The organism is Paenibacillus sp. MZ04-78.2, from assembly GCF_024213375.1.
In the GTDB taxonomy this organism is placed as follows: domain Bacteria; phylum Bacillota; class Bacilli; order Paenibacillales; family NBRC-103111; genus Paenibacillus_G.
Window position 1 is genome coordinate 1 of the sequence record NZ_JANAVJ010000034.1, and the last position, 21637, is coordinate 21637.

19 protein-coding genes and 1 riboswitch are annotated in these 21637 nt (G+C 54.0%); of the genes, 17 read left to right on the forward strand and 2 right to left on the reverse strand.

Annotated elements, in window-relative coordinates:
* Nucleotides 1-555 precede the first annotated feature (555 nt).
* The 16 genes from NLX71_RS19905 to NLX71_RS19980 all read left to right on the forward strand — a co-directional run bounded on the left by NLX71_RS19905 (nucleotide 556) and on the right by NLX71_RS19980 (nucleotide 16421).
* Nucleotides 556-1371, forward strand: a complete 816-nt coding sequence (locus NLX71_RS19905; RefSeq protein WP_254365513.1) for a sensor histidine kinase — start codon at nucleotides 556-558, stop codon at nucleotides 1369-1371.
* Nucleotides 1371-2045 (forward strand): response regulator, encoded by a 675-nt coding sequence (locus NLX71_RS19910; RefSeq protein ID WP_254365514.1) that lies wholly within the window; start codon nucleotides 1371-1373, stop codon nucleotides 2043-2045. The genes NLX71_RS19905 and NLX71_RS19910 overlap by 1 nt, the downstream gene beginning before the upstream one ends.
* Before the next feature lie 77 nt (nucleotides 2046-2122).
* Nucleotides 2123-2764 carry a YcnI family copper-binding membrane protein gene (locus NLX71_RS19915; protein WP_254365515.1) on the forward strand — a complete coding sequence of 214 codons (642 nt, stop codon included), beginning with the start codon at nucleotides 2123-2125 and terminating at the stop codon, nucleotides 2762-2764.
* A gap of 165 nt (nucleotides 2765-2929) precedes the next feature.
* The gene (mscL, locus tag NLX71_RS19920; protein ID WP_254365554.1) at nucleotides 2930-3391 is read left to right on the forward strand and encodes a large conductance mechanosensitive channel protein MscL; all 462 of its coding nucleotides are present in this window, start codon (nucleotides 2930-2932) and stop codon (nucleotides 3389-3391) included.
* 237 nt (nucleotides 3392-3628) lie between these two features.
* Entirely contained in the window at nucleotides 3629-4213 is a 585-nt protein-coding gene (locus NLX71_RS19925) for a class I SAM-dependent methyltransferase (RefSeq protein WP_254365516.1), read from the forward strand.
* Nucleotides 4210-4815, forward strand: coding sequence for a DedA family protein (locus NLX71_RS19930; protein WP_254365517.1), 606 nt, complete (start codon nucleotides 4210-4212; stop codon nucleotides 4813-4815). Before NLX71_RS19925 ends, NLX71_RS19930 begins: the two co-directional genes overlap by 4 nt.
* Nucleotides 4816-5069: 254 nt before the next feature.
* Nucleotides 5070-5204, forward strand: a riboswitch (SAM riboswitch).
* 111 nt (nucleotides 5205-5315) lie between these two features.
* Nucleotides 5316-6338 carry a methionine ABC transporter ATP-binding protein gene (locus NLX71_RS19935; protein ID WP_254365518.1) on the forward strand — a complete coding sequence of 341 codons (1023 nt, stop codon included), beginning with the start codon at nucleotides 5316-5318 and terminating at the stop codon, nucleotides 6336-6338.
* The gene (locus NLX71_RS19940; RefSeq protein ID WP_254365519.1) at nucleotides 6331-6993 is read left to right on the forward strand and encodes a methionine ABC transporter permease; all 663 of its coding nucleotides are present in this window, start codon (nucleotides 6331-6333) and stop codon (nucleotides 6991-6993) included. The genes NLX71_RS19935 and NLX71_RS19940 overlap by 8 nt, the downstream gene beginning before the upstream one ends.
* Before the next feature lie 55 nt (nucleotides 6994-7048).
* A complete protein-coding gene (locus NLX71_RS19945; protein ID WP_254365520.1) occupies nucleotides 7049-7888 on the forward strand; it encodes a MetQ/NlpA family ABC transporter substrate-binding protein in 840 nt (279 codons plus the stop codon).
* A gap of 157 nt (nucleotides 7889-8045) precedes the next feature.
* Nucleotides 8046-9236, forward strand: a complete 1191-nt coding sequence (locus tag NLX71_RS19950) for a GntR family transcriptional regulator (protein ID WP_254365521.1) — start codon at nucleotides 8046-8048, stop codon at nucleotides 9234-9236.
* Nucleotides 9237-9460: 224 nt separating this feature from the next.
* Complete coding sequence (locus NLX71_RS19955) at nucleotides 9461-12667, forward strand: alpha-mannosidase (RefSeq protein ID WP_254365522.1); 3207 nt, start codon at nucleotides 9461-9463, stop codon at nucleotides 12665-12667.
* Nucleotides 12668-12785: 118 nt separating this feature from the next.
* On the forward strand, nucleotides 12786-13010 hold the full coding sequence (locus NLX71_RS19960) for a helix-turn-helix domain-containing protein (RefSeq protein ID WP_010493958.1): 225 nt from the start codon (nucleotides 12786-12788) through the stop codon (nucleotides 13008-13010).
* A 466-nt stretch (nucleotides 13011-13476) separates the two neighbouring features.
* Nucleotides 13477-13902 (forward strand): DUF6398 domain-containing protein, encoded by a 426-nt coding sequence (locus NLX71_RS19965; RefSeq protein WP_254365523.1) that lies wholly within the window; start codon nucleotides 13477-13479, stop codon nucleotides 13900-13902.
* Nucleotides 13903-14128: 226 nt separating this feature from the next.
* The gene (locus NLX71_RS19970) at nucleotides 14129-14377 is read left to right on the forward strand and encodes a hypothetical protein (protein WP_254365524.1); all 249 of its coding nucleotides are present in this window, start codon (nucleotides 14129-14131) and stop codon (nucleotides 14375-14377) included.
* Nucleotides 14374-14760 carry a retropepsin-like aspartic protease gene (locus NLX71_RS19975; protein WP_254365525.1) on the forward strand — a complete coding sequence of 129 codons (387 nt, stop codon included), beginning with the start codon at nucleotides 14374-14376 and terminating at the stop codon, nucleotides 14758-14760. The genes NLX71_RS19970 and NLX71_RS19975 overlap by 4 nt, the downstream gene beginning before the upstream one ends.
* Nucleotides 14761-15011: 251 nt before the next feature.
* Nucleotides 15012-16421: a TolB family protein gene (locus tag NLX71_RS19980; protein WP_254365526.1), complete on the forward strand. Its 1410-nt coding sequence runs from the start codon at nucleotides 15012-15014 to the stop codon at nucleotides 16419-16421.
* Between the two features lie 80 nt (nucleotides 16422-16501).
* Here the strand turns inward: NLX71_RS19980 and NLX71_RS19985 are convergent, their stop codons facing one another.
* Complete coding sequence (locus NLX71_RS19985; protein ID WP_302058362.1) at nucleotides 16502-18175, reverse strand: ribonuclease J; 1674 nt, start codon at nucleotides 18173-18175, stop codon at nucleotides 16502-16504.
* A gap of 410 nt (nucleotides 18176-18585) precedes the next feature.
* Between NLX71_RS19985 and NLX71_RS19990 the strand changes: the two genes are divergently transcribed.
* On the forward strand, nucleotides 18586-19473 hold the full coding sequence (locus NLX71_RS19990) for an alpha/beta hydrolase family protein (protein WP_254365527.1): 888 nt from the start codon (nucleotides 18586-18588) through the stop codon (nucleotides 19471-19473).
* Between the two features lie 332 nt (nucleotides 19474-19805).
* On the opposite strand, the gene NLX71_RS19995 is transcribed toward NLX71_RS19990, so the two are convergent.
* Entirely contained in the window at nucleotides 19806-21479 is a 1674-nt protein-coding gene (locus NLX71_RS19995) for a glycerol-3-phosphate dehydrogenase/oxidase (RefSeq protein ID WP_375377944.1), read from the reverse strand.
* Between the last annotated feature and the right edge of the window lie 158 nt (nucleotides 21480-21637).

Below are 21637 nucleotides of genomic sequence, written 5' to 3' on the forward strand. Positions count from 1 at the left end.
CTGTTACTAGGATTCTGGATAAATACGTCTATTTGTCGCGTCTTGATAACCCAAAAGTTGGTTAATCAACAGGCGTGTAATTATATATACCCATCCGTTGCAGCGCATCAAAAACGGGCTGATTATATCCATTGGCAGGTGAACGAGCTGCGGAAGGCATCCGGGCAACCGAAAGGGCTATCAAATAAAAGCGCACATTCCTTCCTTGAATGTGCGCTTTACTTAACGAAAACACGTTATTTGAGCAAAATTTTTTAAGTTCAGTTTCTTCTCTGAATAACCTTCTTTTGTAGCTCATCTTTTGTCGAAATCATAAAGATTAGAGCGATTATACTGTAAGTGGTTAAATTCCCCCAGACATAATCTAACCATTGTTTGAAAGGTCGAATTGGACATTATGACTGGACCCATAAGCAAAATCTGGAGTACTCTATCTATGGCGAACATGATGAAAAATTCCGGCGAATTTGATTCGAAGCTTGCGACGAATTCGGTATATAATGGATACGAAACGGCGACCGGTTATTTTAGGTAGAAAGGCGATGGAAAAATTTCATGTCGATGCGTATGCTAAAAATATTAACGATTCTGCTCCCTCCTCTGGTCATTGGCGGGTTCGAGTACATACGCCATGACTTCCTGCTGGACGTGCTGTCCATGGAGACGGGCAACTTCTACATGACGCTGCTTACGCTGCTGCTGTCGTTCTTATTCGGCAACTGGATGTTCAACCGCATCCAGGCCATGAACGCGAAGCTGGCCGTCGAACAATCGAAGCGGGCGGTATACGAGGAGCGTGAGCGGCTCGCTCAGGAGCTGCATGACAATATCGCGCAAATTTTGTTTTTCCTGAACGTGCAGTTGAAGAAAGGTCAGATCGAAGAGGCGCGCTCGGCCGTTTCCGAAATCGACCACCATCTGCGGCAGGCGATCTTCAACCTGCGGACAGCGCCGGAGGAGGGAGCCGATTTCGGCTCGCGTCTGCGGACGTGGCTGGAGGAATGGAGCGGCATGAGCGGCATCGCCGTCAACCAACGGATTACGGTTCAGGAGGAAGGGATATCGCCGTCGGCGGAGGTGCCTTTGTTCTCCATTATCCGGGAGGCGTTCACGAACATCCGCAAACACTCGTATGCCGACCACGCGGAGGTGGAGCTTGGCCCGACGCAGGACGGGCGGAGCTGGAGACTGCGCATTGCCGACAACGGCAAAGGCATGGAAGGCGATACGGGACATCGGCCGAACCGGTACGGCGTATCAATTATGCGCAAGCGGGCGCAGGAGCTGGGGGCGGAGCTGGAAATCCGGGCGAAGGAAGGGCAGGGGCTGGAGCTTATCGTTACCGGACCGCTGCGGGAGGTGAAGCTGTGATGATGAATTACCGGGTGCTGATTGCCGACGATCATCCGTTAGCGCGCCGCGCCATTCGCACGCTGATCGACGGGGAGGACGGCTTCGAATGGATAGGGGAAGCCTGCAGCGGAGCCGAGGCCATCGAGCTGTGCGGCCGGCTGCTGCCGGATCTGGTGCTGATGGACATTCAAATGCCGGGGATGAGCGGCCTTGAAGCGACCAAACGGATTAAACAGCAGTATCCGCACATCCGCGTCGTCATGCTTACGGTGTCCGACGACGTGGCCGACCTGTTCACGGCTGTCCGGCATGGGGCGCAAGGATATCTGCTCAAAAACATGGACCCCGACGATTGGATCGCCTACTTGCGCGGCTTGCTCGACGAGAACAGCGAAATTTCCCGCGGCATGGCCGACCGGCTGTTTCATTCGTTCCGTTCGGCCGGCAAATCCGCGGCCAGCGACATCGGGCCAGGTGTGCTCTCGCAGCGTGAATGCGAGATATTGAGCTGCGTCGCCAGCGGGCAGAGCAACCGCCAGATCGCCGAGACGCTCGTGATTACGGAGAACACCGTCAAGAACCATGTCAAAAATATTTTGTCCAAGCTAACCCTCGACAACCGGGTGCAATTGACGGCCTATGCGGTACGTCACGGATTGACACAGATCGGACAAAAACAAGGGAGAAAATAGCCCGGTCGAGCCATTCTTCCGATAAGCGGTTTAAGATAGGATAAACTGACTGCTTATAAAGAAAGGGGCTTTTAATTATGAAAAAACTGCATTTTGCGCTCGTGCTCGGACTGCTTGCTTCCATGCTCGGAGGAGGCTTCGCCAGCGCGCATGTGGTCGTGCTGCCGAAAGAGACGACGCAGGGAAGCTATGAGAAATTTGCCGTTCGGGTGCCGACGGAGAAAGACATTCCGACGGTTAAAATCGAAGTGAAGTTTCCGCTCGACGCCGTATCGATCTCCAGCTTTGAGCCGAAGCCCGGCTGGAAATACGAGCTGACGAAGGATGCGAACAATAAAATTACCGGCGTGGTATGGATAGCTACCGGCGAAGGCTTGGGCGCAAAGGAATTCGGCGAGTTTTACATGCAGGGGAAAGTAGCCGATACCGCTACCGCGATTACGTGGAAGGCATACCAGACCTACAAAGACGGCAGTGTCGTCGAATGGGTCGGCGCGAACGGCTCGGACAAACCGGCTTCCGTGACGAAAGTGAACGCGAAACCGACCGGAGCCGGAACAGACAGCCACGGCCACACGACAGCGCCAGCCGCACCGGCGGCGAATAAGGCTGCGTCCGAAGCTCCCGCCGCGTCCCAAACGCCGCTTTACTTGTCTATCGCGGGCGTTGTGCTCGGAGCCGCAGCGCTGATCATTTCGCTGATGCGCAGAAAAGCCTAGTCCGTCAACAACCGGACGTCTATATGCAAGGCTCGTTTCCATCGTTCCGATAGGAAACGGGCTTTTTGGCTTGTCTTTTCCCCCGCAAAACGGTTAAACTGGTGAAAACGCCATTCTAACAACACCACGTCAAAAAAAGGAGTCAGCCATAGGATGCCGTCAAAAATTTTGAAAGAGTTTAAAGAGTTTGCGATAAAAGGAAATATGATCGACCTGGCGATTGGGGTGATCATCGGAGGCGCATTCGGCAAAGTCGTCACGTCGATCGTTAACGATCTGGTTATGCCTCCGATCGGGCTGCTGCTCGGTAAAGTCAATTTTACGAACTTGTTTATCAGTCTTGACGGGAACTCTTATGTAACCATAGAAGAAGCGAAGAAAGCCGGAGTAGCCACGTTTAACTACGGATTGTTCCTCAGCACGCTGCTTGATTTTCTGATCGTCTCGTTTGTCATCTTTATCGCCGTCAAGCAGATCAACCGGTTCCGCCGCAAAGAAGAGGTTAAGCCCGACCCGAAAGAAAACGTCAAGGAATGTCCGGAATGCTTGTCCGAAATCCCCAAAAAAGCATCCCGCTGCAAATACTGCACCGCCGTTCTCGAAGCCCCGGCTGCGGAACGCGCTTAGCCCCTACAGCCTGCGCTCCTTCTTGAAACCTTAGGGAGCCTGGCTTTTTCTTAAGAAATTATTCAGAAAAACCTCCATTTGATCTAAAGATATTTTGGATATCCTAAGTACATCAAATCCCATTGGATGAAACAAACGGACTCTTACTTTCGTTTGATATAGTAATATAATGAAGGGATACTGGTTCGAACCACGTCTAAATGGTTAAACTTAGAGCAACGAGGGGGCAATGCATTCATGAGTTTTCACACCAACGTTCAAGAAAAGGTGCTTTTTTTAAATAAATTTATTCGATCTCCTAAACAAATGGGCAGCATTACGCCCAGCTCCCGATTTTTGGCCCGTGCGATGACCAAGCCTGTTCCTTGGGCTCAAGCGCAGGTAATAGCGGAGCTTGGAGCCGGGACGGGCGCGCTAACCCGGTTCATCCGGCAAGCCAAGGGGCCGAAGACGAAGGTGCTCTTGTTTGAAAAGGAACAACTACTGAGGAAGCAGCTGGAGGCGCAGTTCCCGGAGTTTTCCTGTCATGCCGACGCCTGTAGCATGGGGCAGGTGCTGAATCAGCAGGGGATCGAGGGATTGGATGCCGTCATCAGCGGTCTGCCCTTCTATAATTTCCCGCAACAATTGCGCGACCGATTGGTCGAACAAATCACGTCGTCCCTTAAGCCGGGCGGCCGGTTTATCGCGTTTCAATATTCGCTGCAAATGAAGTCTCAGCTCGAACAAGACTTTGACATTGAAACGATCCGCTTCGTCCCCTTTAACTTTCCTCCTGCATTCGTGTATGTGTGCCGGAAGCCGGGAGGAACGGCGCAATGACTTACGATACGCTGATGCTGTGGATCGGGCAGTTCGGGTATTTGGCTTTGTTTTTCGCGCTGTGGCTCGGCATTATAGGGATGCCGATTCCCGACGAAGTCATCGTGATGACCGGCGGCGCGGTGACGGCCAGCGGCCTGCTGCATCCCGTACCCGCCTTTCTCTTAACCTATCTGGGCGTCGTATCGGGATTATCGCTCGGATACATGCTAGGCCGGTACGTGGGCACCCCGGTATTGGAGCGTCTGCGGAAAAAGAAGAAAATAGATAAAGCCTTGGAGCTATCGGAAAAGCTGAATCAAAAATACGGCAGCATGGCTCTGGTCATCAGCTATTTTTTCCCCGTTGTCCGCCACGTCCTGCCCTACCTCGTCGGAATGAACAAAATGTCGTTCCGCCGCTATGCTCTCCTTTCCTACACGACGGGGTTCGTATGGACGCTCGCCTTTTTCTTCATCGGACGGCTGACAGCCGGTCACGCCCAAGAAATCGGCATGCTCATCTATAGCTACGGGCTCAAGCTGCTGTGGATTCCGCTGGCGCTTGCTGCCGCATGGATTCTTGTCAAGCTCGCGCAGCGCAAAAAAATTGCAGGAGGGTGATTCCGTTGCAGCAAGCGAACAGCGTATTGGTAGCTGACGACGATCCGGGGCCAATTGTTTTCTTTGGATACGGGAGATTCATTGCCTGATAGCACCGGACTCGAACTGTCGATCGCGCGCAACATTGCGCGGGTTACAATATATTAACAAGCGGAAATTCCGTATGTTCTTATTGACTTTACATGAATAATTTTGTACACTTACATCGTTTCAACCCATTGGATCGAATGTTTCATTCAATTTCATAGAAGCACTTCTTATCAAGAGAGGCGGAGGGATAAGGCCCGATGAAGCCCGGCAACCGTTCCTTACCAGTTCGGAAATTCAGAACTGTAGGAAATCAGGTGCCAATTCCTCCAGAACCAAACCAAGGTTCTGGCAGATGAGAGGGACATGAGTTAAACCGCTAACCCTGTACCTCGTCGTGCAGGGTTTTTTTGTGCAAGCGGACGCGCCCGTTTAACCGAACAAGGGCCGTTTATTCCGGGGAGGAATACGATTTGATTCAGTTGAAAGGTATTGCGAAAAACTACGATGTCGGGGGCAAACAGGTTACGGCGCTGCGGAATATCGATTTGACGATCCGCAAAGGCGAGATCTTCGGCATCATCGGCCATTCGGGGGCAGGCAAAAGCACGCTGATCCGCACGATCAACATGCTGGAACGCCCGACCGCCGGAGAAGTCGTCGTGGATGGCGTCGAGATAACGAAGCTGGGCACCGCTAAGCTGCAATTGGAGCGGCGCTCGATCGGGATGATTTTTCAGCATTTCAACCTGCTGTCGTCCGCGACGGTAGCGGATAATATTGCGTTCCCTTTGCGGCTCGCCAAGCTGACGAAGGAGCAGATCGCCCGCCGGGTGGAGGAGCTGATCGGACTCGTCGGATTAACCGGTCACGACAGCAAATATCCGGCGCAGCTGTCGGGCGGCCAGAAGCAGCGGGTCGGTATCGCCCGCGCGCTGGCGACGAATCCGAAGGTGCTGCTGTGCGACGAGGCGACGTCGGCGCTCGATCCGCAGACGACCGGCGCGATTTTGTCGCTGCTGCTGGATATTAACCGGCAGCTCGGCATTACGATCGTCCTGATTACGCACGAGATGAACGTGATTCGCACGATTTGCGACCGGGTCGCGGTCATTGACGGCGGAGAGATCGTGGAAGAGGGACCGGTGACCGACGTGTTCTTGAAGCCGCAGCATCGGACGACCAGGGAGTTCGTCGCTCAAGTTTCCGATGTGGCTGCGATCGGACTGGAGACTTCCGGGAGCGCGGCCGCGGGCAATCGGACGCTTGTCCGGGTGACGTACATCGGCGAACAGACCTACCAGCCGGTGCTGTACGAAACGATGCGCGAGAAGAACGTGCCGTTCGTCATCCTGCAAGGGACGGTATCGAAGCTCAAGGATACCCCTTACGGACAGCTTGTCGTTGAGCTGCACGGGCAGGAAGGCGTCGCGGAGCAGGCTATCGCTCTGCTGCGCGGCCGCGGATTGGATGTGGAGGTGATTCAGCATGGATGAACTGCTTAATCTGGATTGGGGAGCGATCGGAGAGGCGACCTACGACACGTTGACGATGCTTGGTCTGTCCATGGTGTTTACCGTGCTAATCGGTCTGCCGCTTGGCATCATCCTCTTCTTAACTTCGCGGGGGCAGCTTCTCGAGCAGCCTGTCGTGTACGCGCTGCTGTCGCTCGTGGTCAACGTGCTGCGCTCGGTGCCGTTCGTGATTCTAATGATTATGCTGATTCCCTTTACCAGGCTGGTCGTCGGCACGTCCCTCGGGGTATCGGGCTCGATCCCGCCGCTGGTCATTGCCGCGGCACCGTTCTTCGCCCGCCTGGTGGAAACGTCGCTGCGCGAGGTAGAACGCGGCGTCGTGGAAGCCGCGCAATCGATGGGCGCGACGTACTGGCAGATCGTATCGCGGGTCATGCTGCCCGAAGCGCGTCCGGGCTTGATCGCCGGGGCGACGATTACGGCGGTCACGCTCGTGTCGTATACGGCCATGTCGGGGGTCATCGGAGGCGGCGGTCTTGGCGACCTGGCGATCCGGTTCGGCTACCAGCGTTTCCAAACGGTCGTGATGATCGTTACCGTGCTGCTTCTGCTCGTGCTGGTTCAAATCCTGCAGTCGCTGGGCGACCGGCTTGTCCGGAAATTTCAGCGAAAATAAGGATTTTATTATACAAAGGAATCGATACTATAGGAAAAGGTGGAGGAATCTTACTATGAAAAAAATGATGATCACCGCATTGTCCGTCGTGATGGCCTTCTCGCTCGCTGCTTGCGGCACCAAATCGGCAGCTCCGCAAACGGGAGGAGCGACACCGGCTCCCGGGAAAAAAGAAGTGACGCTGAAGGTCGGCGCAACCGCCTCGCCGCATGGGGAAATTTTGAATTCCATCAAGGCGAAGCTGAAAGAGCAAGGCGTCAATCTGGAAGTGAAGGAATTCACCGATTACGTACAGCCGAACGTACAGGTGTTCGAGAAGCAGCTGGATGCGAACTTCTTCCAGCACAAGCCATATCTGGAGCAATTCAATAAAGACAAAAGCATGAATCTCGTGACGGTAACCGGCGTTCATATCGAGCCGTTCGGCGGCTACTCGCAAAAAATTAAAAAGATTGACGAACTGAAAGACGGCGCAATCGTTGCGATTCCGAGCGATCCGTCCAATGGCGGCCGCGCGCTGGCGCTGCTGGAGAAAAACAACCTGATCAAGCTCAAAGAAGGCGTTGGCGTCAAAGGCACGGTCAGAGACGTCGTCGAAAACAAGAAAAACCTGATCATCAGAGAGCTGGAAGCCGCTATGCTGCCGCGTACCTTGGGTGAAGTCGATCTGGCGCTCATCAATACGAACTACGCGCTTGAAGCGAAGCTTGTGCCGACGAAGGATGCGCTGTTCATCGAAGCGAACGATTCCCCGTACGTGAACATTCTCGTATCCCGCCCGGACAACAAGGATTCCGAGGCGATGCAGAAGCTGGCTAAAGCCCTCACGTCCGAAGACGTGAAGAAATTTATCGAAGACAAGTACAAAGGCGCCGTCGTGCCTGCGTTTAAATAAGCGATAGCAGTAAGCGGAGCGGGACCTTAGGGTCCCGCTTTTTTAAATTTCTCGAGGCAACGGGGCATCGATTGGCGTCCTTAGAGTGGATTGTCACGCCTTCGAGGGATTGATATAATTGACATAATGATAATATCGATAGCAGAGGTCGTGACGCATGCAAAGCGAAAGACAGCCCTTGTACGTGCAAATTCAGGAGCACTTCAAGCAGCTCATCTCCTCCGGCAAACTGGCCGACGGGGATCGGATTCCTTCCGAAAAGGAGCTGATCGCGAAGTTCAACGTCAGCCGGATTACGGTAGCCAATGCGCTTGCCCAACTCGCCAAGGACGGCTGGATTTACCGCATTCCCGGGCGCGGCAGCTTCGTCGGCAGCGGAGAGGGCGCTTCGATCAGCCCTCAAGCTCAAGCGAACGGTGGGCCGGCCGTGACGGGAGTACAGGGCCCTGCCGCCGCTTCCCAAGCCGATCGGACGGCGGCTGGCGTACGCAGAATGATCGGTCTGCTCATTCCGTCGATGGCCGACTATTTCGCGCTGCGGCTGGTGCAGGGAATCGTGAGCAAGTTGAACGATACCGGCTTTTATCTGGCTACCGTCCTGACGCACAATTCCAAGGAGAGGGAGCGGGAAGCGATCGTCGAGCTGACCCGTATGGGGGCGGCCGGCTTGATTATTTTCCCGGTCGATGCGGAGATGTATAACGAAGAAATATTGGCGCTCAAAATCAACAAGTTTCCGTTTGTATTAATCGACCGCTATCTGCCCGGGGTAGAGACGAATTTCGTTTGTTCGGACAGCGCGCTTGGCGCCAAATTAGCCGTCTCGAATCTGTGGGAGCTCGGGCACCGGAAAATCGCAATTTGCTCGGACTCGCCGCTGCCGACCGTATCCGTAGACGAGCGCATTGCCGGGTACATGGAGGCGCTGAAAGAGCAAGGCGCGATGATCGATCCTTCGCTGATCTTGACGGACTTTCGGATCGACGACGTCCGGCTGGACGAGCAGCACCCGCTGTACCGGCATTTGCAGAGCAACTCGGCTACGGCCTATATCACGCTGAATGCGAAGCTTGGCATTCATCTAGCGATCCTGGCCCGGCGGCTCGGGCTTCACGTGCCCGGCGATCTGTCCATCCTGACGTTCGACGATCCTTCCCCGGGGCTGGAAGAGCCCGGACGGTATACGCACGTTGCCCAATCGGAAGGGGAAATCGGAAGCCAAGCCGCGGAAATTTTGATCCGGCTGCTGGATCACCCGCAGGACAAGGACAACGGGCAATATACGAAGATCGTCTTAAGACCAGAGCTTGTGGTAAGAGGCTCGACCGGCCCGGTTAAACCGTCCTAACTTTTAGCGAATACGTGGCAGATTGCGCTGCGGGAGCGGAACTTTAATCTAATAGCTGTCCTCATAATCATGCTGCGTTTGCAAGTCTCCGCCAAGATGTACGCTTAGCGGGGGCTTTTTGCCGTGCGTATGATCAAAATTTTATAGCAAATATGCATATTGATAATATATTTGATATATCGTACATTGGAGGTATATCTTAACGATAGAAAAGGAGATCGGACATGAGATTCGTAGAAGAAAAGCTGGAGCGCCGCATTAACGAATTGGCGCACGCCAGATACCGGGATCGCTTCCCGTTGACCGGTATTCGCATTGTGGAGCAAGCCGCTTCCCCGCAGGAGGCTCGGGAGCAAGCCGGAACACCGGCATCGGTCGGCATTCGCTGGGGAGGACGCGACCAGACCGCTTGGTTCGTAGGCGAGCTGACGTTTCCGGAGGCATGGAAGGATCGGGACGTCATAGGACTGATCCGGCTCGGCAACACGGGCGGGGGCAATTGTAGCGGGTACGAGGCGCTTGCTTATTTGGACGGGGAGCCTGCGCAGGCGCTGGACCGGAACCATGGGGAGCTGTTTATCCCGGCTGAAGCCGTCAATAACGGCGGCACGGAGCTGATCATTCAAGCCTGGAGCGGCCTGACACCGCCGGATGCGGGACATCAGCCGTTCGATCACCGGATCGACGAGCTGGATCTCGCTTGGCTGGACCCGGCCACGGACGACCTGTACTATACGGCGCTGCATATGCTGCAAGCGGTGCGCTGCCTGGAGGACCGCAGCAGCGAGAAGCATGGCATGCTGTCGGCGCTCGACGATGCGTTCCGGCTGCTGGATTGGCGCGCGCCAGGCTCGGAGGATTTTTACGCTGCGACGGAACAGGCTTTGGCGCTGCTCAAGCAGCGACTGGAAGAGCTGCCGCGCGGGACGCGGCCTCAGGTAACGGCGGTCGGACATTGCCATATCGACGTCGCCTGGTTGTGGAGATTGAAGCATACGCGCGAGAAATCCGGCCGCTCTTGGTCGACCGTGCTGCAGCTGATGGACCGCTATCCGGAATATATCTTTTTCCAATCCCAGCCGCAGCTTTACGCTTATTTGAAGGAAGACTATCCGGCCATCTACGAGAAAATCAAACAGCGTGTGGCAGAGAACCGCTGGGAAGCGTCCGGAGCGATGTGGCTGGAGTCGGACTGCAACATTCCTTCCGGCGAATCGCTCGTCCGGCAGCTGCTTTACGGCAAACGGTTTTTCCGCGAAGAGTTCGGCGTGGACAACCGGATTTTGTGGCTGCCCGACGTGTTCGGCTACAGTTGGGCGCTGCCGCAAATTTTGAAGAAAGCCGGCATCGATTACTTTATGACGACCAAAATCAGTTGGAGCCAATATAACCGCTTCCCGCACGATACGTTCCATTGGCGGGGCATCGACGGTACGGAACTGCTGACTCATTTTATTACGACGCCCAACAACGACGGCAGCTGGTACTACACCTACAACGGCAACGTGACCGGGTCCAGTGTGCAAGGGCTGTGGGACAACTACCGGCAAAAGGAGTTGAACGACCAGTTGCTGCTCGCCTACGGATGGGGCGACGGAGGAGGCGGACCGACGCGTGACATGCTGGAGGCGGTGCGGCGCTTCGAGGATATGCCGGCGATGCCTCAGGTGCGCCAAGGCCGGGTGGAGGAGTTTTTCGAAGCGCTCGATGACCGGGTATCGGATCACCCGCGCCTGCCGTTATGGGACGGGGAGTTATACTTGGAATACCATCGCGGCACGTATACGTCGCAAGCCTACAACAAACGGATGAACCGTCGGATGGAGGTGCTGCTGCACCAAGCGGAATTCGTCAACAGCCTTGCGATGCTGCTGAACGGCGAGCATGCGTATCCGGTTGAAACGCTGCGGAAGAGCTGGATCATTACGCTCCGCAACCAGTTCCACGATATTATCCCGGGCTCCTCGATCGGCGAAGTATACGAGGACGGCCGGGAAGAGTACGCGGAAGCGGAGCAACTGGCGGTGGCGGCTTTGGAGCAAGGCACTCAGGCGCTCGCAGGCGGTGGCGGGCAAGATGGAGCTATTGCTGCGGAAGAGGTTGTCGGTTATCGGGTGATCAACCCGTTAGGCTGGGAACGGTCGGCGCTTGTGGCCATTCCTTTGGACGCCCTTCCAGCTTCTGCCGAGCAATTAGCGTGGTCCTTGCCAAGCGGCGAAGCGCTGGACAGCCAGCTTGTTCGCGGGGCCGACGGGCAGCCCGTCTCGATGCTCGTTCATACGCCGAACGTTCCGGCATTAGGCTATACGACTATTGTAGGCAAAAGCACGAACAGCGCTTCGGCGGCAAGCAGCGACGAGTGGAGCATCGGCGAACGGCTGCTGGAGACGCCTTTTTACCGGATTGAGCTTAACGGCAGCGGCCAGATCGTATCTCTGTACGATAAACGGAACGCGCGGGAAGTGCTCAAGCCGGGCGAAGCGGCCAACGTACTGCAGGTGTTCGAAGATAAGCCGATGGCGCACGACGCTTGGGATATCGACATCTACTATCAAGAGAAGAGCTGGACCGTCGAGGAACTGACCGAAGCCGTCGTGGAGGAGCGGGGGCCGCTGCGTGCCGTGCTTAAGCTTGTATGGCGTTACCACCGCTCCGTCATCGAGCAGAAAATGACGCTGTACCGCGACCATCCGCGAATCGATTTTTGCACCCGGGTTGACTGGCGCGAGAAGCAGCACCTGCTTAAGGCGGCGTTTCCCGTTGACGTGCGGTCGACGAAGGCGACGTACGAGATTCAATTCGGCAACGTGGAACGGCCGACGCACTGGAACACGAGCTGGGATTGGGCGCGGTTCGAATCGGTGGCGCAGCGTTGGGTCGATCTGTCCGAAGGGGGCTACGGCGTCAGCCTGTTGAACGATTGCAAGTATGGTCACGATATCCGCAATCACGTGCTGCGTCTCAGTCTCATTAAGTCGGCGGTATCGCCAGATCCGGAAGCCGATCAAGGGCTGCATGAATTTACGTATTCGCTTTATCCGCATAAAAACGGTTGGCTGGAGGCGGACACGCACCGTCAGGCGTGCGAGCTCAACATGCCGCTGCTTCCGGTGCAGTTGACCGGAGCGGCGCATACGGACGGCCTTCCTGAGCAGTTGGGACTGTTCCGCGTCGATGGCTCCCATGTCATGATCGATACCGTCAAAAAAGCCGAAGATGACGAGACATTCATCGTCCGCTTGTACGAGTACGGCGGCATTCGGGGAGACGTCCGGCTTGGCGCGGATGCGCGGATCGGGGAGTTCGTCTCCGTGGAAGAGACGAACCTGATGGAGGAGCAGCCGCAAGCGGTGGAGCACGGTTCACATGAGGTTAAGCTGTTCATGAAGCCGTACGAGATCAAGACGCTGCGGATCGCTCTGAAAGCGTAGCGGGAAGCCCATTTTTAAGTGCTAACGCACCAGCAAGTGCTGCCTTTCATAAACTGAATTTGACTGTATCCCTAGACCTTGTAATGAAAACAAAGCCCGGGCAAGGAGGGGTGACACTTTGAAAGGCAGCGATCACAAAAGTAAATTTTTGCTCACCAATCGCGAACGTGAGGTTTTTGAACTGCTGGTGCAGGACAAAACGACAAAAGATATCGCACAGCAGCTGTTTATTAGCGAAAAGACAGTCCGTAACCATATTTCCAACGTCATGCAAAAGTTAAATGTCAAAGGCCGTTCGCAAGCAGTTGTCGAGTTGATCAAGCTTGGGGAACTGCAGATTTAAAGCATTCGCGAAGCAACCACACCAGCCTTCTTTTTCCGCTTTCCTTCCGGGGAAGCGCGGGAAGAGGGCTATTTGGTTTTCGGTGGAACTTAGCGTGAAGCGTTGATTTTATTGGGTTTTTGGATGATGATCATGTGAAGAAAAATCATTCAAAGCAATTTGTTCAATTTGAAGCTCAGGAATCTGTTGCTCATAGCAGATTTCACTTGTTCCCCCTACCCCATACATTCGCTTTGCTTTTCCGTTTATAAAGTCAATGTGAATGCCGATTTCAGCAGCCTTACCCCAGAGAAGAACTCTTCAACCACCTCTTCCACTCAAATTGTGGTAAAATAGATTCAGGAATTACTGCTAGGGAGGGATTCGACAATGAAATGACAGCAAGTCTGAGAATGGTTTCCCGATCAGTATCAGTATGTGTTGGTGGCAGGTCAACCCTTAGGAGGAGAAGATGAAGGACCCGAAGATGCTTGAAAAGAAGGAAAAATTGCTGCAACTGGTGAAGGGCTTTTGCGAACAATATCTGGACGAAGATTACGAGCAGTTGTCGTGCAAAATGGTAGAAAAACTGGGGCGCAAGCGGACGGTTCCATTTATGACGGGCAAGTTGGAGGTTTGGGCGGCAGGAATTATTCATGCGATTGGAACAGTCAACTTTTTGTTCGACAAAAGCTTTGAGCCTCACGTATCGGTTCATGATATATGCGGATATTTCGGCACTGCTCAAAGTACGACCTCACAAAAATCGAAGTCAATACGCGATATGTTCAAAATGGGCTATTTTAATGACGAATTTGCAACGAAAAGGTCGCAGCAAAACAATCCGTTTAACAATTTGGTATCCATAAACGGATTTATTGTCCCCGCAAATTTTCTGAAGAACAAAGAATAAGCAATAACGAGGCAATAAATTTGAAATAAGTGTGAATGTGGAATGACTCTCCGTTACTGTTGTATCGTTCAATTCGCGAAGCAGTCAGCCATACCAGCCTTCTTTTACGCTTCCTTCCGGGGAAGCGCAGGAAGAGGGCTATTTGGTTTTCGGTGGAACTTAGCGTGTAATTCAAATTATGATAAAATGAAATTAACGATTTCGTTTATATCAGGAGGGATTTACGATGAAATGGCAGCAAGTCAGAAAATTGTTTCCCGATCAATATGTACTGCTCTCCATACTTGCTTACCGCGAGGAAGAAGATAAAAAAATAATAACGGAAGTAGCGCTTATCCGGGCGATAGCCGAGAAGGATGTCAACAGAGAGTTTTTTAATGCAGGACCAGGTAACATTGTTTATCATACTTCTAATGAGGATTGCGTCATTCATCTGCGCAAAGACCCTTTGCTGAGAGTGGGACGTAGATTATGAAAATTCATTATGATGGACAACTTCTGACAATTACACTTACCTTATGTTATCGTGGGAAAACGCTGCAGATCACGGATATCATTATCGATACAGGGTCATCTCATACTGTGTTCAGTCCTGATGTATTGGAAGAAATCGGGGTAACATATGAAAATGGAGATCCTGTATATGAAGCATATGGGATTGGCGGAACGGTACCTTTTTACACCAAGGTGATGGACTATATTCAGATTGATACACTCAAAGTCAAGCAGGTGGAAGTTGATGTCGGAATCCTTCCCAAGTCCCATAAAGGCTTGCTTGGTATGGATATTTTAAGAACATATGGCTTTATTGTAGATATGGATAAGCTGGAACTTTATTCGCCTTATTCTATTGGGTAGCTACTTTAAAAGCGACTTTCAAGCCTGCTCTCTTCAATTCGCGAAGCAGTCAGCCATACCAGCCTTCTTTTACGCTTTCCTCATACGGAAGCGCAGGAAGAGGGCTATTTGATTTTCAAAGATTATAAATGTGCCAAAATTTACATGAATTTGGAGAAGGCTATGGCCGATATATATTGAGGTGTTTGAATAAAATGCCTGAAACGAACGGGTTCACGTAGTATCAGGTGAATTCGAAAGGAAGCTACTATATGGAAAACAGATTTTTCAGCCATACGATGAAATGGTTAGTGATCATGGTATTCTTGGCGGCAGCCGTAGGCTGCGAGAAGTCAACGGAGAATAAACCGGAGGCGCCACAGAAAGACGCCAGCCATCAGCAGGAAGAGCGTAAACCAAATGCGGAACCATCGCAACCGCAAGCTCAAGCTCCATCCCAACTGCCGTCCGAGTCGCAATCCAAGTCTGAGTCCGAACCGCAGCAGACTGGGGCGGCGCAAGATATTCGTAGCCTTTCTTCTCTCATACCGGCCGGCAAAGAACTCTCGCTTCTGAGAAACGGTAAGAAGGCCGTCGCTCGTGGAGACCTCAACAAAGACGGAATAGACGATCTGGCCATCATCGTAGAAGATCCCAAGGAGACAATGGCGGAAAGGGATTTACTTCTATACTTTGGAAACGCTACGGGAGCTTACGAACAATCGATCTACGCTAAAAAAGCCATTTTGTGTAAAGACTGCGGGGGCGTCAATGGAGACCCGTTGGACGACTTTTCCGCAAACAATAGTACGGTTCTGATCGGCTTTCACGGAGGGTCGAACGAACGGTGGTATTCGAAGTACCGCTTTCAATACAGGGACCGAGACTGGTTTTTGATAGGTTATACGGGCGGAAGCTACCATACGACAGACGTTTATCGGGGTGAGGAAGAAGACATCAATCTGCTGACCGGAGATTTTATCCTCAAGAAGAGCGACAAAAACGATCCGGGCGGCAAGCTGATTCAAACCGAAAAAGGGAAACGGCCTAAGCGCAAGCTTGTCAAGCTAAGCGAGTTCAAAGGGAAGATCTACGATGAGACGGTTATCGAACGTGTGGAGGCAGATAAAGGAAATCAAGATATTACTCCGTCTCCCGACAGGCAATTTGTTTTTTTTACCAAGGAGAAGAAAGAAACCAATTTCATCTGGAACATAGACGAAGCGCAGCCCAAGGAAATTAGAGGGATTGCTTCCAGGGTCGGTTCTGCCATTTGGTCCCCGAACAGTAAATGGATAATGGTCGATTCGGGCACTTCGCCGATCCGTACAGGGCAGATCGTTGACCCGGCAACCGGTAAAATTATACTGGAAGTAAATTACTTGAGCGCAGGCAAAATTTCTTTTTCACCCGACAATTCCAGGCTGCTGTATGCTCGTGGTTCCGAGGAACTTCCCTCGGTTAAAGACCAATATGTTGACGAAGGCCGCATAAGTATTATCGTGTTGGATCTCGGCACAAGTAAGGAGAAGATCGTAAAGGAAGGCACGGAAACCGTCGATTATTATTTTCCGAAGTGGAAGGACGATCATCAAATCTCTTATACGAAGACAATAAACAGCGTACTGCAAGGTAAGCTTATCCATACAGATACCCAAGAAACGATGAAGCTTGAAGAATAATCCCCAACAAAAAATACCCTCATCCCGCAAAGGATAGAGGGTATTTGCTCGTTGTAAGTGGACTGGTTGGTTTGGTTCGATCAAACTTCCATAATAATGGGAAGAATCATCGGCTTTCTTCTGGTTCGCTCATATAAGAATCGTCCTAGCGCATCTTTTACATTTGATTTTATCGTAGACCATTGGTTCTCATTCTCGTGAGTTAATTTGTTGATCGTATTGGACACTATGCGGCTTGCCTCGTCGAGCAAGCCTTCCGATTCGCGGACGTATACGAAGCCGCGGGAGATGATGTCGGGTCCGGAGAGGATCTTGCCTTCCTGTTTGCTGATCGAAACGACAACAATCAGGATGCCGTCTTGAGACAAATGCTTACGGTCCCGCAGGACGATATTTCCGACGTCACCGATGCCTAAGCCGTCGATGAGTGTGTTGCCTGCCGGAACTTTTCCACGTTTACGGCCTGCGCCGTTCTGGATTTCAACGACTTCGCCGTTATCGACGATGAAAATGTTGGCCGGGTCGACGCCGACGGCTTGCGCTAGCGTGCCGTGCTGACGGAGCATCCGGTATTCCCCGTGAATCGGGATGAAAAATTTCGGACGCATCAGATTGATCATCAGCTTCAATTCTTCCTGGCTGGCATGTCCGGAAACGTGCATGCCCGTCAGTGTGCCGGAACCGTAGATGACGTGGGCTCCGAGACGGAACAGCTCGTCGACTGTCCGCCCGATATTTCTTTCGTTCCCCGGAATGGGCGTGGCCGAAATAATAACCGTGTCCCCGGGAAGAACCTCCACCTGCTTGTGGTTCGAGCGGGCCATGCGGGTCAGCGCCGACATCGGTTCGCCCTGGCTGCCCGTACACAGAATAACGATACGGTCGGCTGCGTATTTATTCACTTCATTCGGCTCAATTAGCATGCCATCCGGAATGTTCAGATAACCAAGCTCGGAGGCGATGGTAATCATATTGACCATGCTGCGTCCGATGACGACCAGCTTCCGGTTCGAAGCGATAGCCGCCTCGATGACCTGCTGAAGCCTGTGCACGTTGGAGGCAAAGGTGGACAAGATCACGCGCTGGCGTGCGGTCCGGAATACGTCCTCCAGATTGCCGCCGACGCTTTTCTCCGAAGGGGTGAACCCTGGGCGTTCCGCATTCGTGCTCTCGGAGAGCAGGGCGAGGACGCCTTTTTTGCCGATATCCGACATGCGGTGAAGGTCCGCATATTGGCCGTTAACGGGCGTTTGGTCGAATTTAAAATCGCCGGTGTGAACGACAGCGCCTTCAGGGGTATCAAGCACGACCCCCAGGCTGTCCGGAATGCTGTGATTCGTTTTGAAGAACGAAGCGACAATTGTTCCGAACTTTAATACGGAATCAGCATGAATTAACACCCGTTCCGTCGAACCCAGCAGCCCGTGTTCTTTAAATTTTCCTTCAATAAGTCCCATCGTCAGTTTGCTCGTATAGACGGGGATGTTGAGCTGCTTGAGGATATAAGGCAACCCGCCAATATGATCCTCATGACCGTGCGTAATGACGAGCGCCCTGACTTTATTCCGGTTCTCAATCAGATAGGAAATATCCGGTACGATCATATCGATGCCGGGCAGCTCCACATCCGGGAATTTCGAACCACAATCAATGACAACAATGTCGTCTGCGTATTGTACCACATACATGTTTTTGCCAATTTCGCCTACGCCGCCCAAGGCAAAAATGGACAACTTTTTTTCTGAACTAGCCAAGTTAAACCTCCTCGATAGAATTGACGACGAACATACAAATCAAACTCAAAAGATCCGAACCAGTCACTTGCCTTTATTATAACACAACTCTTAGAAAAAAAGTAAATGTTGGACGAACCGTTGAGAAGACGCATTATTTCGCCCCGGACCGGTCAGGGACGGACATGAACGAACGGTCCGATCGGCGCCGGAACGAGCAGCGAACCTGATACGATGCGACCGGCGAGATTCTCCGCTTCGCTTCGGGGCGGACACGTACTGCGGGACAAAGAGAGCATGGCAAATGCCGGCGCTTTTGATACAATGGAAAGGAAATACAGTCAGGCACGGCATGGCACAAAAGACGGAAGGGTTGTACATTAGCCGTTATTCCATATCATTACTATGTATGTATTCAAGGAGGAATTCTTATGAGCGAACAGCAAGCATCCGGATTGCAAAAGCAGCGTTTCGAGCAGCCGATTGACGCCGGGCTGACCCTTCGGGGCGAGGTAACGGTACAGGAGGCGGCCAGCAAAGGGTCGATGCCCGTCGTGATCATGGCGCACGGCTTTAAAAGCTTCATGGATTGGGGCTTTCAGCCTTATGCCGCGGCCGAGCTGGCCCGCCGCGGATATTATGTCGTCCGGTTTAATTTTTCCTGCAACGGGGTGAACGAGCGGGATTTCGACGAGCTGGACAAATTCGCCGTGAACACGTACTCCCGCGAGCAGGCGGATCTGGCGGTTGTTTGGGAGCTGTTGCAGGAGAAACGGCTGCCCTTTGCGGAGCAGGCGGACACCGGCCGGGTTGCCTTGCTCGGCCACAGCCGCGGGGGCGGAAACAGCATCGTGTTTGCCGCGGAGCACCCGGACGTACAGGCCGTCGTTACGTGGAACGGCATCGCTTCGGCCGACTTGTTCGACGATGCTTTCAAGGAAGAAATCGCCCGCCATGGCGTCGCCTACGTGGCGAACGCGCGGACGGGGCAGAGCATGCCGATTCGGCAAACGTTCTACGATGACTTGAAGCAAAATGCGGAGCGCTTCGATATTACAGCGCGGCTCGCTGGGCTAAAGACACTGGTGCTGTCCGTGCAAGGCGACGCGGACTCGGATCGGCTGAAGGAGGGATTCCGCAGGCTGCGCGAGGCTGCTCCGAGCCAATCGTTCGTAACGATTGCAGGAGGGACGCATACGTTCGGCGCGGTTCATCCGTTTGCCGTAACGACACCGCAGCTTGAGGAAGCGCTCGAAGCGACCGCGCGTTTCCTGGACGGCCAGATGCGCGATACCGGCGAAAGGCGCAGGCAGGATTGAGCGCAGAGTGAAAAGCCAGGACATCGGTCCCGGCTCCGTCGGAAGCGGATTCTTGCTGCCGTACGCAAGCTGAAGGACTTGGAGCATTTGTTCGCCTCCTCCTAGGTTTGGATCGTCCTGCTGGACAGCCATATGTCGCGTAACGCCGCATATTATCGCCGAGATGCACAGCAAGCTCGACATTCCGATTCTGGCCGGCGGCTTGATCCGGACGAATGAGGACGGACGTGGAGCTTATGCTCGGCTCCGGCGCAGTAGCGGTCACCACATCCCGCAGGGAGCTGTGGGACGCCCATGCACCGGAGTAGCAGGCTCACCGGACCGCCGGGCGCTTACTCGGTCGAGGCAGGCGTCGCCGCATCGTGCAGCAGCACGTCCAGCTGGCGCAGATGCTCCTCCGCGACCTCCGGCGTCCAGCCGAAGCGCTTCGCCATGTAAGCCGTCGCCAGCTGCTTCCAGCGCCGCGCCCAAGCGATATCGAAGTACAGCGCGCCGGTCCGGCGGACGAAAAAGTCCTGCGGCGTCGCGACCATTTCCTCATCGATTCCATAGGCGAGCGAAGCCAGCACATCCACCGGCAGGCCGGTTTGCTCCGCTTCTTCGCGCAGCAGCGTGCAGCGCTGGAAGACGCGGTCCGCGTTGGAGCCGTAGCGCTGCACGACCGACTCGGCTTGACGCTTCGTCAGACCAAGCGCTTCGCCGTCGCGTACTTTTGCTTCCGCGAACGCCTTGAATTGCGCGGAGCCGCCGACGTCCCCGCCGGACAGCTTGATCCGGTCCGTCGTACAGCCCGGATACGAAGCGCCATTTTGCTCTTGGAGCTGGCCTGTGACCAGGTTGACGGTGCGCTCCGCCATTTTGCGGTAGCCGGTCAGCTTGCCGCCGGCAATGGTAATCAGACCCGAAGGGGCGATGAAAATTTCATCCTTCCGCGACAGCTCCGACGGCGATTTGCCGTCTTCGTGAATGAGCGGCCGCAGCCCGGACCAGCTGGACTCGACATCGGCCGCCGCCAGCTTGAGGCTCGGGAACATGAAGTTGGCCGCCGTCAAAATATAGTCGCGGTCGGCCGTCGTCATCCGCGGATGAACGAGATCGCCGCTGTAATTCGTGTCCGTGGTGCCGACATACGTTTTGCCGTCGCGCGGAATCGCGAACACCATGCGGCCATCCGGCGTATCGAAGTAGATCGCCTGCTTGAGCGGGAACCGCCCGCTGTCGATGACAAGGTGCACGCCTTTGGTCAGGTGCAGCCGCTTGCCCTGCTTCGAGCCGTCTTTTTCCCGGATCGTGTCGACCCAAGGTCCGGCCGCATTGACGATTTTGCGTGCAAAGATGTCATACGTTTCGCCGCTCAGCATGTCGACGACGCGCACGCCCATCAGCTTCCCGCCTTCATAGAGCAGCTCTTCCGCCTTCGCATAGTTGACCGCCAGAGCGCCGCAATCCGCAGCGGCTTTCATCGTTTCAATCGTCAGCCGGGCGTCGTCCGTGCGGTACTCGACGTAGTACCCGCCCCCCTTCAGCTTGTCTTCGCGGAGCAGCGGCTCGCGCCGCAGCGTTTCGGCTTTGGACAGCATGATCCGGCGCTCGCTTCGTTTGACGCCCGCCAAGGAGTCGTACATCATCAGCCCGACGGAGGTTGCCAGCTTGCCGTAGGTGCCGCCTTCGATCATCGGCAGCAGCATCCACTCCGGCGTCGTCACGTGCGGCGCGTTCTCGTAGACGATGGCACGCTCTTTGCCCACCTCAGCCACCAGCTTGAATTCGAGCTGCTTCAAATAACGCAAGCCGCCGTGAATCAGCTTCGTGGAACGGCTAGACGTGCCCGCGCCGAAGTCCTGCATCTCGACCAGTCCGGTTTTCAGCCCCCGGGTTTGCGCGTCGAGCGCGATTCCCGCCCCGGTGATACCACCGCCGATGACCAGCAGATCGAGCGGGGCTCCGGCCATCTCCCGAAGCCGTTCTTGCCGGTGTTCCCCTGAAAATTTCGCCTGTTTTGTCATGTGTTCAATCCCCTTTCGCAATGTACGACCGCCCGGTTCCGGGTAAAAGCAAAAAAGAGAAGACGTGAAACAACTCTACGTCGGCGCGTCGCTTGTCGCATACGCGCTCCTGAAGAGCTTGCTCACGGTCTTCTCTTGATCTCTGACCTACTGATTAA

Coding starts and splice junctions, on each gene's coding strand:
- NLX71_RS19980 (WP_254365526.1), top strand. CDS start 15,012: ATGGAAAACAGATTTTTCAGCCATACGATGAAATGGTTAGTGATCATG.
- NLX71_RS19970 (WP_254365524.1), top strand. CDS start 14,129: ATGAAATGGCAGCAAGTCAGAAAATTGTTTCCCGATCAATATGTACTG.
- NLX71_RS19995 (WP_375377944.1), bottom strand. CDS start 21,479: ATGACAAAACAGGCGAAATTTTCAGGGGAACACCGGCAAGAACGGCTT.
- NLX71_RS19905 (WP_254365513.1), top strand. CDS start 556: ATGTCGATGCGTATGCTAAAAATATTAACGATTCTGCTCCCTCCTCTG.
- NLX71_RS19965 (WP_254365523.1), top strand. CDS start 13,477: ATGCTTGAAAAGAAGGAAAAATTGCTGCAACTGGTGAAGGGCTTTTGC.
- NLX71_RS19940 (WP_254365519.1), top strand. CDS start 6,331: ATGGATGAACTGCTTAATCTGGATTGGGGAGCGATCGGAGAGGCGACC.
- NLX71_RS19945 (WP_254365520.1), top strand. CDS start 7,049: ATGAAAAAAATGATGATCACCGCATTGTCCGTCGTGATGGCCTTCTCG.
- NLX71_RS19990 (WP_254365527.1), top strand. CDS start 18,586: ATGAGCGAACAGCAAGCATCCGGATTGCAAAAGCAGCGTTTCGAGCAG.
- NLX71_RS19910 (WP_254365514.1), top strand. CDS start 1,371: ATGATGAATTACCGGGTGCTGATTGCCGACGATCATCCGTTAGCGCGC.
- NLX71_RS19955 (WP_254365522.1), top strand. CDS start 9,461: ATGAGATTCGTAGAAGAAAAGCTGGAGCGCCGCATTAACGAATTGGCG.
- NLX71_RS19930 (WP_254365517.1), top strand. CDS start 4,210: ATGACTTACGATACGCTGATGCTGTGGATCGGGCAGTTCGGGTATTTG.
- NLX71_RS19925 (WP_254365516.1), top strand. CDS start 3,629: ATGAGTTTTCACACCAACGTTCAAGAAAAGGTGCTTTTTTTAAATAAA.
- NLX71_RS19975 (WP_254365525.1), top strand. CDS start 14,374: ATGAAAATTCATTATGATGGACAACTTCTGACAATTACACTTACCTTA.
- NLX71_RS19915 (WP_254365515.1), top strand. CDS start 2,123: ATGAAAAAACTGCATTTTGCGCTCGTGCTCGGACTGCTTGCTTCCATG.
- NLX71_RS19950 (WP_254365521.1), top strand. CDS start 8,046: ATGCAAAGCGAAAGACAGCCCTTGTACGTGCAAATTCAGGAGCACTTC.